13 protein-coding genes and 2 pseudogenes are annotated in these 13,465 nt (G+C 68.2%); 7 read left to right on the forward strand and 8 right to left on the reverse strand.

Going from position 1 to position 13,465, the window contains the following annotated elements; genetic code table 11:
- Positions 1 to 14 precede the first annotated feature (14 nt).
- Positions 15 to 572 carry an AAA family ATPase gene (locus AB0F98_RS15750; RefSeq protein ID WP_357734993.1) on the forward strand — a complete coding sequence of 186 codons (558 nt, stop codon included), beginning with the start codon at positions 15 to 17 and terminating at the stop codon, positions 570 to 572.
- 120 nt (positions 573 to 692) lie between these two features.
- Entirely contained in the window at positions 693 to 1,337 is a 645-nt protein-coding gene (locus tag AB0F98_RS15755) for a GNAT family N-acetyltransferase (RefSeq protein ID WP_357734996.1), read from the forward strand.
- Between the two features lie 149 nt (positions 1,338 to 1,486).
- On the opposite strand, the gene AB0F98_RS15760 is transcribed toward AB0F98_RS15755, so the two are convergent.
- From AB0F98_RS15760 to AB0F98_RS15770, 3 genes and pseudogenes are all read right to left on the reverse strand, one after another.
- The gene (locus AB0F98_RS15760; RefSeq protein ID WP_357735716.1) at positions 1,487 to 1,915 is read right to left on the reverse strand and encodes a hypothetical protein; all 429 of its coding nucleotides are present in this window, start codon (positions 1,913 to 1,915) and stop codon (positions 1,487 to 1,489) included.
- Complete coding sequence (locus AB0F98_RS15765) at positions 1,825 to 2,307, reverse strand: transposase (RefSeq protein ID WP_357734999.1); 483 nt, start codon at positions 2,305 to 2,307, stop codon at positions 1,825 to 1,827. Before AB0F98_RS15765 ends, AB0F98_RS15760 begins: the two co-directional genes overlap by 91 nt.
- Before the next feature lie 120 nt (positions 2,308 to 2,427).
- Positions 2,428 to 2,556 (reverse strand): annotated as a pseudogene (locus AB0F98_RS15770) (IS110 family transposase); the annotation flags it as partial.
- A 153-nt stretch (positions 2,557 to 2,709) separates the two neighbouring features.
- Between AB0F98_RS15770 and AB0F98_RS15775 the strand changes: the two are divergent.
- Entirely contained in the window at positions 2,710 to 3,189 is a 480-nt protein-coding gene (locus tag AB0F98_RS15775; RefSeq protein WP_357735002.1) for a barstar family protein, read from the forward strand.
- A 62-nt stretch (positions 3,190 to 3,251) separates the two neighbouring features.
- On the opposite strand, the gene AB0F98_RS15780 is transcribed toward AB0F98_RS15775, so the two are convergent.
- On the reverse strand, positions 3,252 to 3,905 hold the full coding sequence (locus AB0F98_RS15780) for a tyrosine-type recombinase/integrase (RefSeq protein WP_357735006.1): 654 nt from the start codon (positions 3,903 to 3,905) through the stop codon (positions 3,252 to 3,254).
- Between the two features lie 223 nt (positions 3,906 to 4,128).
- A complete protein-coding gene (locus AB0F98_RS15785; RefSeq protein ID WP_357735009.1) occupies positions 4,129 to 5,205 on the reverse strand; it encodes a bifunctional NAD(P)H-dependent oxidoreductase/GNAT family N-acetyltransferase in 1,077 nt (358 codons plus the stop codon).
- 31 nt (positions 5,206 to 5,236) lie between these two features.
- Here AB0F98_RS15785 and AB0F98_RS15790 point away from each other — a divergent pair, with 31 nt between their 5' ends.
- Both AB0F98_RS15790 and AB0F98_RS15795 read left to right on the forward strand, forming a co-directional pair.
- Entirely contained in the window at positions 5,237 to 5,719 is a 483-nt protein-coding gene (locus AB0F98_RS15790) for a MarR family winged helix-turn-helix transcriptional regulator (protein ID WP_357735013.1), read from the forward strand.
- A gap of 308 nt (positions 5,720 to 6,027) precedes the next feature.
- Positions 6,028 to 6,303: pseudogene (locus AB0F98_RS15795) on the forward strand (transposase); the annotation flags it as partial.
- Here the strand turns inward: AB0F98_RS15795 and AB0F98_RS15800 are convergent.
- The 3 genes from AB0F98_RS15800 to AB0F98_RS15810 all read right to left on the reverse strand — a co-directional run bounded on the left by AB0F98_RS15800 (position 6,286) and on the right by AB0F98_RS15810 (position 12,266).
- Complete coding sequence (locus AB0F98_RS15800; protein ID WP_357735016.1) at positions 6,286 to 8,226, reverse strand: hypothetical protein; 1,941 nt, start codon at positions 8,224 to 8,226, stop codon at positions 6,286 to 6,288. The pseudogene AB0F98_RS15795 and the gene AB0F98_RS15800 sit on opposite strands and share 18 nt — an antisense overlap.
- A 590-nt stretch (positions 8,227 to 8,816) precedes the next feature.
- A complete protein-coding gene (locus AB0F98_RS15805) occupies positions 8,817 to 8,987 on the reverse strand; it encodes a hypothetical protein (RefSeq protein WP_357735019.1) in 171 nt (56 codons plus the stop codon).
- 138 nt (positions 8,988 to 9,125) lie between these two features.
- Complete coding sequence (locus tag AB0F98_RS15810; protein WP_357735022.1) at positions 9,126 to 12,266, reverse strand: discoidin domain-containing protein; 3,141 nt, start codon at positions 12,264 to 12,266, stop codon at positions 9,126 to 9,128.
- Positions 12,267 to 12,418: 152 nt separating this feature from the next.
- Here AB0F98_RS15810 and AB0F98_RS15815 point away from each other — a divergent pair, with 152 nt between their 5' ends.
- On the forward strand, positions 12,419 to 12,883 hold the full coding sequence (locus AB0F98_RS15815; protein ID WP_357735025.1) for an Rrf2 family transcriptional regulator: 465 nt from the start codon (positions 12,419 to 12,421) through the stop codon (positions 12,881 to 12,883).
- Positions 12,880 to 13,464 (forward strand): NIPSNAP family protein, encoded by a 585-nt coding sequence (locus tag AB0F98_RS15820; protein ID WP_357735028.1) that lies wholly within the window; start codon positions 12,880 to 12,882, stop codon positions 13,462 to 13,464. The genes AB0F98_RS15815 and AB0F98_RS15820 overlap by 4 nt, the downstream gene beginning before the upstream one ends.
- Position 13,465 lies beyond the last annotated feature (1 nt).

Genomic DNA, 13,465 nt, shown 5'->3' on the forward strand with positions numbered 1-13,465 from the left:
GCTATAACGACGTGGTGCGGAGAAGACCGAATCTTGTCGTCGTCAGCGGTCCGCCCGGCGCCGGCAAGACCACACTCGCCCATCGGCTCGCCCGGGAGATCGGCTGCCCGGCGATTTGCCGGGACGAGATCAAGGAAGGCATGGTTCATGCGTCGGCGGGCGACTTCATCGCCGCGCCGATCGACGAGCTGACCATGCGGACACTGCCGACGTTCTTTCAGGTCCTGGGACTACTTCTGGTGGCGGGCGTCACCACGGTGGCCGAGGCAGCCTTCCAGGACCGGCTCTGGCGTCCACACCTGCAACCCTTCGGCGGACTCGCCGACATCCGGGTCGTCCATTGCCAGATCACGGCCGAGACGGCATGGGACCGTATCCACCAGCGGCGGAACGAGCACCCAACGCGGCGCGCACATCCCGACGCGTATCTCATCGACCAGCACGTGCACGCGGGCCAGCACGACAGCTTTGACCGCGTCCGACTCGACGTGCCCGAGCTCGAAGTGGACACCAGCGATGGCTACCGACCAGGCCTCGATGAGATCGTTGCCTTCGTCAACGCCGGACGATAAACCACGCCGTCACGTTCAGTAGTTCTGCTAATGGCCGTCCCGAGGGAACTTCGACCGCTGTCAGGACACCCCACTACTTGACGGCCAACACACATGGGATGTCTGCGCTCTGATCCCGTCATGCATGTCGTCGTCACGGGCGCACTCGTGGAAACGGTGCGCCTGTTACTCAACGTGACGCCCAGTCGGCGGCATGACCGTGCGTTCGCCAGTGAAAGGATTGCGGTCATGGCAGCTGAAGCAACTCCGGACCGTGAGGTTGTACTCGACACGGAGCGCCTGCTGCTCAGACCTTGGCGGGTAGCCGAGGCTGTCGTCCAGCGTGAGCTCTGGGCCGAACGTGATCCACGAGTGCCGTCGCACCGCCGAATCGACGCGGACGGACACCCCACGCTCGCGGAGCTCGAGGATTCGATCCGCACCAACCAGCTGTGGTCGACCGGGTTGCTGGCGGTCGAGCGGAAGGCCGCTCACGACGTCATCGGCTACTGCGGGCTAGTCGACAGCGGGCGAGGATCGGACGGGGAACCGGAACTGGCGTTCGAGCTGCTACGCCGAGTCTGGTGCCAGGGCTACGCAACCGAGGCCGCGTTGGCGGTTCTGGACTGGGCGAGATCGTCCGGGTACGAACGTCTGTGGGCCACGGTCTGGGACTGGAACACCGCTTCTCGCCGTGTGTTGGCCAAGGTCGGGTTCACCGAGACCGAGAGGAAGGAGGTGGACCCGGTCCACGGGACCACCCTGTTCACCACAAGACGGCTCTGACACACCCGATGCTTGGCCTTGAGGGCGGCCCCGAGCACCGACGGCAGGCATCAACAGTCCCCCGCCGAGTTCGTGCGGTGTCTGTCCGACAGGCCGGCGGCCTCCGTTGGCGGGATAATCGCCAGGAATGACCGCCCGCCTGGGCCTGCTTACGGTCGCGCTGGGCGGTGGGGACGGGGCGAGGTTGCGCGACTACTTCGCAAAGGTCTGGGTGCGCGCCCGTATTCGGCCAGGGCGTGGAACGCGGCCTTCGGCGTCCACGAGCCGTCCGGCAGTACCCGCACGATCCCGCGCGCGGCCAGATCGTAGTCGTGCTCCGGGTCGCCGGTGGTCGGTAGATGCCGGTTCGCGAACGTGTATACGAACGCTGCCTCCACCCCACCGTTCTCGTAATCGTGCAGCAGGTCCACGAGGTAGCGGGCCTGGCCCTCCTCATCACGCTCCAGCTGTGCGGTCAGCTTCGCGGCGCGGCCGCGCTCGTCGTAGGTCACCGGTTCAGCCGCGCCCGCGACGTCGGCCGCGCCGCGGAATGTGCAGCAGCCGAACTCGGTCGCAGCGTACGGCTTGCCCTGTCCCACCGCGGCCGCCAGGGTTGCGGGAACGCTGCGGCGTTGGTCGCGTCGCGTTGACATCCTCTCCGCCCTAAAGGGCGGAGATTCCCTCCACGCTGCGCGTGGAACACGCGGCGTCCGGGTGGGTTACCGCTTCTCTGCGCGGTGCCGGGACGAGTCCCGGTCTTACGTGCGCTCCACGGTCGTTTTCGTTGTCCGCCTGCCCGGCGGGCCAACACGTTGATGGCGGCGTTCACGTCCCGGTCGTGGGCTGCTCCGCACCGGCAGTCCCACGCTCGGACGTTGAGCGTCATTTTCTCGTTGATGCGCCCGCAATTGGAGCACATCCGGGTGGATGGGAAGAATCTGTGCACCCGGGCGAACGTGCGGCCGTTACGTGCCGCCTTGTACTCCAGCATCGCGGTGAAGCTGGCCCACCCGGCGTCGTGCACCGATTTGGCGAGCCTGGTCCGGCCGAGACCGGCAACGCACAGGTCCTCGACGTAGATCGCTTGGATGCCCCTATGTTCGTCAAGGGGTCATGCTGGTGTGGGTTGGAGCAGTCTGTAGATCTCTCGGGCGACGTAGCGTTTTAGGCAGCGGATGATCTCGCGTTTGGTTTTGCCTTCGGTGAGACGCCGGTCTCGGTAGGCGCGGGTTCCTGGATCGGTGTGCCCACGCCTTCAGTGCGGCACATCCGGTCATCGGTCGACGCCTGCCCTCGTGCTGTGCTGCCTCCCGGGCACACTGAAGAGCATCGGAGACACGGCGTGCGCGAGGCCGCTGAGGTCGTGGACTTACGTCGACTGTGACGGGGCAGAATGACAAACAACTGGTGGAACACCTCCACGGATCAGCTCATGGTCTGCTCGCGCGGTGCCCTCGTGGAGGTGGCGGCGGTGCTACCGACAACGGGCAGGTTCGTCGTTGCCCGGCTTGACGGAACGAGGATGGCCGATGCAGACCACGTCTTCTCCGAGTTCTCCGACGCGCTGCTCTTCCCCGGCTACTTCGGCTGGAACTGGAACGCATTGTCCGACTGTCTCCGTGATCTGAACTGGTTGCCTGCAGACGGCTATCTGATCGTTATCGAGAACGCGCCCCGGTTGCTGTCGAGTGATGCCGAGGATCAGCACACGCTGTTTCGGGTCCTCTCCCGGGCCGTTCATCATTGGGCAAGCCCGCTCGGCCAGCCGGACGGCAAGGCTGTTCCGCTCAAGGTGGTGCTTCTGTGCGACCGCGACGAGGAGGCGGCGCTGTTGCTACAGGAGATCGCCAGCGCAGTCCACAACACGCGGTGAAATCGTCGTTCCTCGCAACCGCCGTCTGCCACCCGCTCGTCGGAAGATCCGTGAGCGGCTGATCACGTTCCAGAGGCCATGTAGCCAGCGAGGATGCAGTTGGGGCGCCGGTCAAGGTTCTTACGGACGCGGTCGTAGCGCGTGGTGGTTCGCGGATCGGCATGGCGGGCCGCGATCTGCACATCACGCGGGCTGACGCCGGCGTCGAGCGTGGTGATCACGAACGTGTGCCGCAACAGATGTGGGTGCATCCTTGGCATTCGGATCCCCGCCGCGTGGGCGAGGTGCTTGAGCCGGCGGGTGGCGGTATGCCGGTCCATCCGAACACCGAGGGTATTGCGCAGGATCGGTCCACTGGTGCGCTCGTCGACGGCACGGTCGATGGCTCGGGCCACCACGGGGGGCAGCGGAACGAGCACTACCTTGCCTCCCTTGCCGCGCACGCGTAGGACCCGGTACCCATGCTCCTCACCCAGGTCGGCGATGGTCGACCCGGAGGCTTCGAAGGTCCGCAGCCCGAGCCGACCCAGGAGCGCGACCAGGGCGGAATCGTTCGGGTTGGCCGACAGCCGGACGGTGGTGATCAGGGCTTCGAACTGCAGGTGCTCCAGCCCGAGGGTCGGCGACTCGGACGGCACCGTGGGCCGACGGACGTAGTCGGCCGGCGAAGGCTCCAGGGCGGCGTCGATGACGCAGACCCGATAGGACCCGATCACGATCGACAGGCGCCGCCGAGACCGTCGAGGGCTGGTAGCGGCGTACGTCCTGAAGCCAGCGCGCGTACCGCTCGACGTCCATCCGGGCCCTGGCGAGCGGATCAAGGCCTGGTCGGTGCATCAGCGGAGGAAGACTCGCAGGTCGGACTCAGCGATGAACGCCGGTCCGTCCAGAGCGGCATGAGCGCGCACCGGACTACCGCGGTTCAACGGACTGGCAGCGTCAGCGCCGCCTAATGGATAGATCCTTGATGAGGCAGGTGGTTCCGTCACGGCCGGCGAGTGGTGTCAACCGGTAGCCTTCGCTCTCATAGAGGCCGATGTTCCGCAGGCTCTTGGCGCCGGTGAACAGCAGGATGCGGGGGCAATCCGGTTGGGCGGCGGCTTCGGCTGTGCGTAGCAGCCACCGGCCCAGCCCCTGGCCTCGTAGGTCTGGGACGACGGCGAGCCGACCCACATGCCAGTCGGTATCGACGCGGCGGGCCCGCACCATGCCCAGCAGTCGGCCGTCCAGCCAGATGCCCGTGGTGTGCCAGGTCGCCAGCCAGTCACGCACCTCCTCCAGCGACTCGTGCAGGGCCGGTATCGCCATGGTGTCGTTGGCGACGGCCTCGTCCACCCAGCAACACCGTTGCAGCACAGTGACCTCGGGCGCGTCGTCGGGCGTCAGCGGTCTCGCGTAGGACCCTGGCAACGGTCCGGACATGGCCCCGGCTCGTGCGCGTTCGCGCATCGGGCGTAGGGCGTGGGCGACCCGGACCAACTCGTCCAGCAGGCCGACACCCGCGTTGTCGCGGGCCGCGTCGGGCCGTAGCCGACCGTTCTCCGTCGCGTCACCGATGCGGATCGCGACCGTGGCGCCCAACGGAACCAGGCGCAGCGTGGTGACCACCTGCTTGGTGTGCTGAACCGACCGGGTGCCCGCCGAGGTGTTGCCGTAGCTGACGAAGCCGATCGGCTTCCAGGCCCACTCGCGGCTGAGGTAGTCCAGCGCGTTCTTCAGGGTCGCCGGCATCCCGTAGTTGTACTCCGGCGTGACCGCGACGAACCCGTCCGCCGTGTCGACGATCGCGCTCCACCGACGGGTGTGCTCGTGCTGGTAGATGCCCGACGACGGGTGCTCCTCCTCGTCGAGGAACGGCAGGTTCAGATCGCCGAGAGGCACCGGCACGAGCTCGACGCCGAGTTCCGCGGCATGAGGGGCGATCGTCTCGATCAGCCACTGTCCCACTGCGGGACCGAGGGCGCCGGGGCGGGTGCTGCACATGAGCACCAGGACACGGATCGACTTCGTTAACATGGAAACGAAACCTAGATGCTAGGTTGATTACATGTCAACAAGACGGCCAGCCGCCGACAACGCGCGTTGGTTGACCCCCGATGAGGAAAGGGCGTGGCGGGCTTTTCTGCGTGTGATGGTCGCCGTTCGGAGCGGCACGGCGCGCGACCTGGCCGCGATCGGCCTCTCCGAACCCGACTACGAAGTACTCAGCACACTGTCTGAGCAGTCCGACCACATCAGCACCCTCGGGGAACAGGCCGACAAGATGGGCTGGTCGCGCAGTCGGCTGTCCCGGCACGCCACCCGGATGGAAGCGCGTGGTCTCCTGCGGCGCGAACCCGATCCGGCCGACGGCAGGGGCTGCCTCCTCGTACTCACCGCGCACGGGCTGGAGACACTCGACAACGCGGCACCGGCCCACGTCGAGTCGGTACGACACCACTTCATCGACAGGCTCGCCCCGGAAGACCTCATCGCTATCGAACAGATCGACCGGAGGCTGGACGAACCCAAACGGCACCCGTCAGCATGATCGTTGGTGGGTAAGAGCACTCATCTCGGCACGAGCGAGCGCCGACGGCCGCGGCCCGGTCGCACTCCGCCACCGCTACGCCTTCGCCGGTGAACGCGCCCTGCGACATGATGCGCACCTGATCGGTCGTGCCCGGGCAGGACAGCCCATGCCGATACGCGACGAGGTCGAGCGAGGCGGCCGCGCCGACGGCGTCGCTGCGGGATAGTCATCGCAAGCACATAACGAGATGAGCGCGCATCGCGGCATGAGGACGTGGTTTGCGCTTGGCGGAAGCAGGTCGACCGACCGCTGTTAAACGGCTGAGCCAACGCGGCATCCGGCACGTCATTCCGGAAGGCTCCGACCAGGTCGCCCGCCGGGCCGCCGAGGGCAGCGCCGGCGGACGATCACCCGCCTTCGACAAGCAGGTCTACCGCAAGCGCAACGTCGTAAAACGCTGCTTCAACCGGCTCAAACAGTGGCGCGACCTGGCCACTCGCTACGCCAAACGAGCATCCCTCTACCAGGCAAGTCTCGTCCTCATCGCCGCCATCATCTGGCTTCCACGATCGACAGGACAGGCCCTAGGTAACCGGCCGTGATCGTCTGTTTCTGGCCAGGTCGAGCGCGCGAGACCTGAACTCCGGTGTGTTCACCTGAAGCTCGACGTAGCTTCTGATCGCTTCGTGGCTATTGCTGTCGAGGCTCTGATCGACGCGCAGCCGGTCGAGCACGCCGTGCCTCCACTCCTGGGCGTCCCAACCGGGATCCTCTTCCGGCCTTGGCTTGGGTACGGTGAAGACATCGAGATCGATCGGAGCCGGAATGGTGCTGGCGATACACCGTGCCTCAGCCCGGATGTCCTCGAGCCGCATGCCCGAGTAGCTGCCTTCCACCTGGAACACGGTCTCGGCATGACCTGTGTTGCCCAGAACGTCCGTCACATCGACGGCGACCTGGAGATGATAGGTGTCACCCGGCTGCGACGAGAGGGTAAGCGATCGTCCGCCCGCGTCGACCTGGCAGCCGACGTCGAAGCTATGGACGTCTCGGACGATCCCGACGGACGTCGTGCCCGCGACCAGCGGTTTGCCGTCGATCTTCCAGGCCACCGTGGGGTTGAGGAATCCGGACAGCTGAACGACGACAGTCGCTGTCGTCTTGGTGGTCCAGGTTCCGAACTGGAGTACGTCGCCACAGTGGTTGGTCCGTTCGCTGGTTACCGTGCCATCAGTGGTCGTGGACTCTGCGGCCGATGTGACGAGATTTACGATCTTGGGAAGATCGGGGGACGGGAACGCCTGCCCGGACGGTGGCGTGCGGGGAACGTAGTTGTCCATGTGCAGGATCGCGTAGATGCGCTTCTTGTAGTCGTCGGCCCGGCAGTTGTGCCGCGTCACCGTGATGCCGTCGGCCGTGTTGGTGATGTCGAACTCGAGGTACAGGTCGTCGGCCAGCGCTGGTGCCGGCTGCTGCCGTGGGACGTTCGGATCATAGATCCAAAGCCGGACGACCTGTCCATCCTGTTGGTAGGCGTAGGCCAGAACCTGGTGGTTGGCGCCGATGTCGAGCTCGGACGTCTGCACCAGCCCGATCGGAACGAGCTGGCCCAGGTCGAGCAACTCGCGGATGCGGGGCCATTCCTCGCGGTAGGTGATCCACGACTTGCCCTTCATGGCGCCCAGACTCTGTAGGACACCCTCGTCGTCGTCCGGGTAGAGGGGCGAGGAGTAGGACAGCCAGCGATGGCCGCGGCCGGTCAGGTCGAAGCTGTCCAGCAGGCGCTGGCGGATGTGCCGGAACAGCGGGTCGTTCGGGGACTGGGGAGCGATCGAGAGGCCGGACGCGTCCGTAGCGGCGGGCGGGGGCAACTGCCGCGCGTTGAAGTAGTCCATGACCGTGTAGACCATGCCACCGCACAAACCGGTATCCGCGTGCGTGATGGGCACCAGGTCGTCCGGCATCGAGCCGATGCCCAGCGCGTCGGCGACGTCCGCCATGGCGTCGCGGAAGCTGTTCCAGAGGGATCCGAGGCTGACGACGGGCAGGTCGCCGTTCCATCGGTTGCTGAACTGGAAGCCGTTGACCGAAGGGCGAAACCCTGGGACCGCTACGCGGTGGGTCTTGCGGAAGCTGATCTCCAGGATCGCCCGGTTGCCCTTTTTCTGGCCATGGGCGTCCACATACGCGGCGTAGTAGCCTTTGGGCGCCCGGACGTGGAAGGTATTGCCGTACTGGGATTCGATCAGCGGGCTGTTGGCGAAGATGTAGAAATCGCCTATGACGGTACCGGTCTGATCGACCACGTCGTACCAGGCGCGCGCCTCTACGCCGGTCAAAGGAACAACACCCGAGACAGATTCTCCTTCAGCCTGCCAGTGCAGGCCGGCTCCGGGCGCTGTCGCGGGAAACTGAGACGGCTGCCAGCCCCCAGGCGTCCAATCGCCCGAGGTCCAGTGGTGCCTGAGTCTCAACGTGGCGTCGGACTCGTTGACGACTACCACCCTCATGAAGTTCCGAGCCATGCGAGCCCCTCAATGAGTCGATTCCACTGCGAACGACCGGTGGTGCCGGCCTGCATCGTCCAGCGAGGCGAGTTGATGCGGGGTTGAGTGGTGCGGATTTCTGGAGGGATTTCAGTCGTGGGTGGCTGTCTGCGCCAACCAGATCCCGTCCCAAGGTGGCGGTAGCAGTCAACTTAGATGGCGGCTTTGCCGAGTCGACCGGACTGTCGGTGATCCGTCTGGTACGCGAGGCGGAATGCCTGCCGGCCACGGCCGTGCTCCCGCAGGCGGCGAAGCATGCAGAAGTGCCTCCTCGCCATTCGAAGCTGCTGCCCGACGCGCGAGAGTCGGGGGCGATGCGTGATCAACCCCGACCCCGCGCGGTGCCGAGGCGGACCCGCCGGACAACACTGCTTACGCCGGATTAGTCCGCCAGTTGCCGCCAGCTCGTCGCTCGGCCAGCTACCGCCTGTTGGCCAACTGTCAGTAGCTGGTGTCCGGACGAGCGCGACGCGACTCTGTCTTCGTCCGCGACCTCGCTGGCACCGGGGCGCTCACGGTTCTCGCCGTCAGGCATGAGCGCCTCCTAGGCGAAGACCGCCGCTGCGGCGTCAGTCTGCGCCTTCAACGAGGAACGTTTGGATCAGCACCAGCAGGGCGGCCGCGGCCACGGCGAGCAGCGAGGCCCCGGCGACGTCGACACGCTTGCCGTTCCCTGGAGCCGAACGGGCCGTCGACAGGCAGGCGGGGACCGCTAGCAGGGAGAGAGCGGGTAGCGCCATCGTGATCCGCCACGAGACCGCCGTGGTGACGAGTCCCCCGGCCGCGGCCCGTAGGTGCGCGGCTGGGACCGCGGATCCGTGTATGCCCGGTGGACGGCTCCGACACGGACGGCTCCGACGTGGAGTGGAGGTGACGGATCAGGCCGGGAAGACCTCCACGTGGGTCAGCCGCGCGTCGCCGTGCCGCCAGTCGGCGACCGCGATCGCCACGTAGCGCCCGGAGGTCCGGACGGCGATGTCGGATTCCGGGCGCGGACGCGCGACGGAGGCGACCTCGACGTAGTCGAGGCCGTCGGCGGAGACCGCCACGGTGACCGGCCGGCGCCGACCGGGGGTCCAGGTCAGGTGGAGCGAGGCGAGGTCCTGGCGCGTTCCGAGGTCGATCACCATCCGGCCGGTCGGACCGGGCTCCCAGGAGGTACCCGGGTCGCCGTCGACGGCCGCCGACGGGTCGGTCATGCCGGCCGGCAGCGGCGACGTCGGGTAGGTCGTCCGGGACCGGGCGAGGTCGCTGGTCGGCGTCACCGGCGCACCGGCGAACTCGACGTCGCGGCTACGACCAGCGGGTACGGTCACCCGACGGGTGGCACCGCTGGCGGCGCACGCCACCTGTACCGACACGATGTCGCCGGCGGGTGCGGTGATCGTGAGGTGGTGGGAGTCGGTGACGTCGAACCGGGTGCCGGCGGGGACCGCCCTCGCGGGCGCTACCGGGGTCGCGGTGAACCGGGGTGGCTCGACGCGTGCGGTGGCGGCGGCGAGGTCGACCTGGTAGTCGGTGGTGCCGGATCCGGTGACCTGGCTCCCGCGGTACAGGCGCGGCGTCGTGGGCTGCGGGAGCGTGACGGTGGCCGTCGTGATGTCCTCGTCGGACAGGTTGAACACGCTGAGGTATCCGTCCGCGTCGCTGACCCGCAACGCCTCCGGCCCGCCGCTCGGCAGTGCACGGGACGCCGCCGCGGCCAGGGCCGAGTGGTTCGCATCCGCGTACCCCTCGACGATCAGCCGGGTGCTGCCGGCGGCCGGTCCGCTGGAGAGGGTGACGTTGGTGCCGGTCACCGTGATCGGGTTCTGGCCGTTGTGGACCACCAGGCCGGCACGCCCGTCGACGTCCAGCCAGGAGCCGGCGATGGTCGGGCGGTCCGGCACCACCGCCGCGTCGCTCCAGGTGACGCCGTCGAGCGAGGTCTGGATCACGTACCGGGTGCCGTAGGCGGCCTCCCAGTCCAGGCGTACGCCGCTGATGTCCGTCGGCGCGCCGAGGTCGACGGCGAGCCAACTGTCCGGGCGGGCGCGCTCCTCGCGAGCCACCGCCCAGCGGGTTCCGGTGTTGCCGTCGGTGGCGTTTCGTGCGGGGTAGGCCGGGTCGGACGACGAGGCGGTGGTGGGTCGGCCGGTGGCGAGGTCGGCGCCGCGGGCGTCGAGCACGGCGAGCGCGAACAGCGAGTAGCCGTACTGGGTGGCGGGGGCCTGGCCGAGCATCCGCACCCACCGGGCTGACCGGGGCGGGAGGCTGACCTGGTCGGTCCCGCCGTCGCCGAGGCCCGATTGTCCGGCCACGGTGACGGACCCCTGCTCGCCGGTGAAGGTGCGGGTGCCGGTGAGCCCGGGTACGCCGGGCATGTCCAGGTTGAACAGCGTGAGGACACCCTCGTCTTCCGCGATGCCGGTGGTGGCGTACACGACCGTGCCGGTGGGGAGCGTGGCGTATCCGGCGGTGCCGCCGGCGACCCGCAGGACGGTGGCGGTGGCGTCGACACCGTCGCGCGCCACCGTGTACGCGGCGGAGGTGCGGCCGAGGACGGGCGCGGACTGCCTCGGCAGCAGCGACGCGGCCCGCGTGTCGAACAGCCAGTTGTCGTGGGCGGGGGCCCACAGAAACGACACGAAGCCGGTCTTGCTGACCGCCGCGGCGAAGGCGGTCGCGGTCTGCTGGGCGGTCAGGCCGGCCTGCTCCCCGAAGTCCCTCGTGCCGGCGGCCGCGGTGAAGAACGTGGTGCTGTCGACCGGCTGGACGACACCGCCGTTGGCGGCCCGCCAGGCGTGGAAGAGATAACTGATCGCGACCTCGGCCCGCGCCTCCGGCTCGTACTTCGGTTCGCCGCTGAACTTGGTAAGTCGGTCCTCGGGCGGGTAGTTCAGGTAAGGCATGAGCCGGTCGGCCAGGTCCGCCTCGGCCCGGGCCGCGTGCCGGTCACCCTGAACCTGCGCGAGGAAGGCCAGCGGCAGGACGTCGCGGCCGTACAGGTGGTAGCGGTCCGCGACCATCGGCATGAACGGTTCGCCGGCGTCGCTGGCCATCAGTCGCATGGTCCGCCACAGCTCAGCGCCGTTGGGTTGCCGGGTGAGCGCCTCGGGGAGTGGTTGACCGGCGGTCAGGAAGTGCGCTGCGGTGCGACCCGCCGTACGCCAGAGCTCTTCCTGGTAGTGCGGCCCGAAGGAGCCGTGGTTCTCGACCAGGAAGGAGTCGTGGATGTTGTGGGCGGTGTTCCACTGCGCGACCGTCCGCCCGTCGACGACGGCGTGGCTGGCGCGGTCGGCGGGGGGAAGTCCGGTCGCGTTGATCGTCCACGTGAGGAACCGCTCGCGCCACCCGGCGGCGCGGTCGTCGTCCGCCGCCCAGGCCAGGCCGGGCGCGATCGCCTGGGCGTAGACGCCCATCTCTTCGAGCTTGGTGTCACCGATCCAGCCACCGGTCAGGCCGTTCGGCGTCCAGTCGCCACTGAGCGGGTCGTCACCCGTGCCCAGGCCGGAGGCGTACGCGGCCTGTCCGCGGGCGATGCGGTCGACGTTGGTGCGGGTCGCCTCGTCCAGGTCGGCCCAGAGCAGCCGGGCGGCCAGGATGAAGTAGAGCTCGAAGGTGCTGTCCCAGAAGAGTCGCTGGCCCCACTCGGTGCCGCCGGCGAGGCGGTTGGTGGCCGCGTACCGTCGGATGGTGGCGACGGTGCGGCTGTGCAGGGTGTCCCGGTCGACGCCAGCGGCTGCCGCGTCGTATCCGGGCGCGGTGAGCAGGACCGCGTTGCCGAGGACGACCGCGAAGCGGAAGTCCGCGAGACGGTAGGCGTTGAGCGCCGGATCCCACTGCTGCTCCGACCATCGCGTGTGGGCGAGCAGCAGTGCGTGGTAGGTGGCGGCGACCGGGTCGGTGGCCGCGACCGGCGACGTGGGCGCGAGCGGCGCGGCCTGGGCGCTGCCGGCGGGCGAGGCGATGGCGAGGCCGCTGCCGATGGCACCGGCAAGGACGAGGAGCCGCCTGCGGCTCAACGCGAAATCGGACATGGGATGGCCTCGCTCCCCCGCTGACAACGTTGTCTCAGTCCCACAGGCTCCGATGATCTTCTCCGGATGTCAAGGGGCGCGAACCCGTTACCGCGTGCTCGACGCCACGGACACCCGGGCTTGACGCGCGACGGCCGCCGAACGTAACAGTGATGGTTGCTTTTGCCACCCAGGTCGGCGAGACTGCCGGGGTGGCGGCCAACAGCAGGGTGACGATCGCGGCTCATGCCCTGGCCTGGATGGAACTGGCCAGGCGGCGCGGTCGTGAGGTGCTCACCTCCGAGGAGGTGGCCGCCAGCGTCAACACGAACGCGGTCATCGTCCGACGCAGCCTCAGTGACCTGCAGCGGGCCGGCCTGGTGCGGGCACGCCGCGGCAACGGCGCCGGCTACTCCCTCGCGCGGTCGGCGACGGAGATCACGTTGCTGGACGTCTGGCTGGCCGTCTCACCGGAGCCGCTGCTGGCCCTGCACCACGGCGAACCGAACCTGGAGTGCCCGGTCGGACGCGGAATCCGGCCGGTGCTCACCGACCTGTACGACGAGGCGACCGACACCTTCCGGGCGGCGCTCGCGCGCTCGACCGTCGCCGACATTCTGCAAAGGATCCTCGCATGATCGTCGAATTGCGCCGCTACACCCTGCGTGCGGGACGCCGCGACGAGCTGATCGACCTGTTCGACCGCGAGTTCGTGGAGAGCCAGGAGGAGTCGGGAATGGCCGTGCTGGGCCAGTTCCGCGACCTCGACCGGCCCGACCAGTTCGTATGGCTGCGCGGATTCGCCGACATGCCATCGCGCCGGACCAGCCTGGCGGCCTTCTACTCGGGGCCGGTGTGGGCGCGGCACGCAGCAGCGGCGAACGCGATGATGCTCGACTCGGACGACGTGCTCCTGCTGCGTGAACTCGTCGCGGTGCCGGTCTTCGACCGCGGCACCGACGACTCTGAGACCGTGCTGCACGCGACAATTTGGTACTGGGCCCTCCCCTTCCCCGACCCCACCCCCAACCCTGAGGAGGCCGTGGCCGTGCTGAGGACCGAGTACGCCGTGAACGACTTTCCCCGGCTGCCAGTCCGGGAGAAGGAGCACGCCCTGGTCTGGTTCACCCGATCGCCCCTACCGACGGACGTTCCTGCCGGGGTGGTGAAGACCGAGAGCTTGCGCCTGCGCCCCACCCGCCGCTCCAGCCTGCGCTGAA

This window comes from Micromonospora sp. NPDC023737 (genome assembly GCF_040639715.1).
Classification (GTDB): domain Bacteria; phylum Actinomycetota; class Actinomycetes; order Mycobacteriales; family Micromonosporaceae; genus Micromonospora.

Coding starts and splice junctions, on each gene's coding strand:
- AB0F98_RS15790 (WP_357735013.1), top strand. CDS start 5,237: ATGTCAACAAGACGGCCAGCCGCCGACAACGCGCGTTGGTTGACCCCC.
- AB0F98_RS15805 (WP_357735019.1), bottom strand. CDS start 8,987: ATGGCGCTACCCGCTCTCTCCCTGCTAGCGGTCCCCGCCTGCCTGTCG.
- AB0F98_RS15820 (WP_357735028.1), top strand. CDS start 12,880: ATGATCGTCGAATTGCGCCGCTACACCCTGCGTGCGGGACGCCGCGAC.
- AB0F98_RS15765 (WP_357734999.1), bottom strand. CDS start 2,307: ATGCTGGAGTACAAGGCGGCACGTAACGGCCGCACGTTCGCCCGGGTG.
- AB0F98_RS15775 (WP_357735002.1), top strand. CDS start 2,710: ATGACAAACAACTGGTGGAACACCTCCACGGATCAGCTCATGGTCTGC.
- AB0F98_RS15810 (WP_357735022.1), bottom strand. CDS start 12,266: ATGTCCGATTTCGCGTTGAGCCGCAGGCGGCTCCTCGTCCTTGCCGGT.
- AB0F98_RS15800 (WP_357735016.1), bottom strand. CDS start 8,226: ATGGCTCGGAACTTCATGAGGGTGGTAGTCGTCAACGAGTCCGACGCC.
- AB0F98_RS15815 (WP_357735025.1), top strand. CDS start 12,419: ATGGTTGCTTTTGCCACCCAGGTCGGCGAGACTGCCGGGGTGGCGGCC.
- AB0F98_RS15785 (WP_357735009.1), bottom strand. CDS start 5,205: ATGTTAACGAAGTCGATCCGTGTCCTGGTGCTCATGTGCAGCACCCGC.
- AB0F98_RS15755 (WP_357734996.1), top strand. CDS start 693: ATGCATGTCGTCGTCACGGGCGCACTCGTGGAAACGGTGCGCCTGTTA.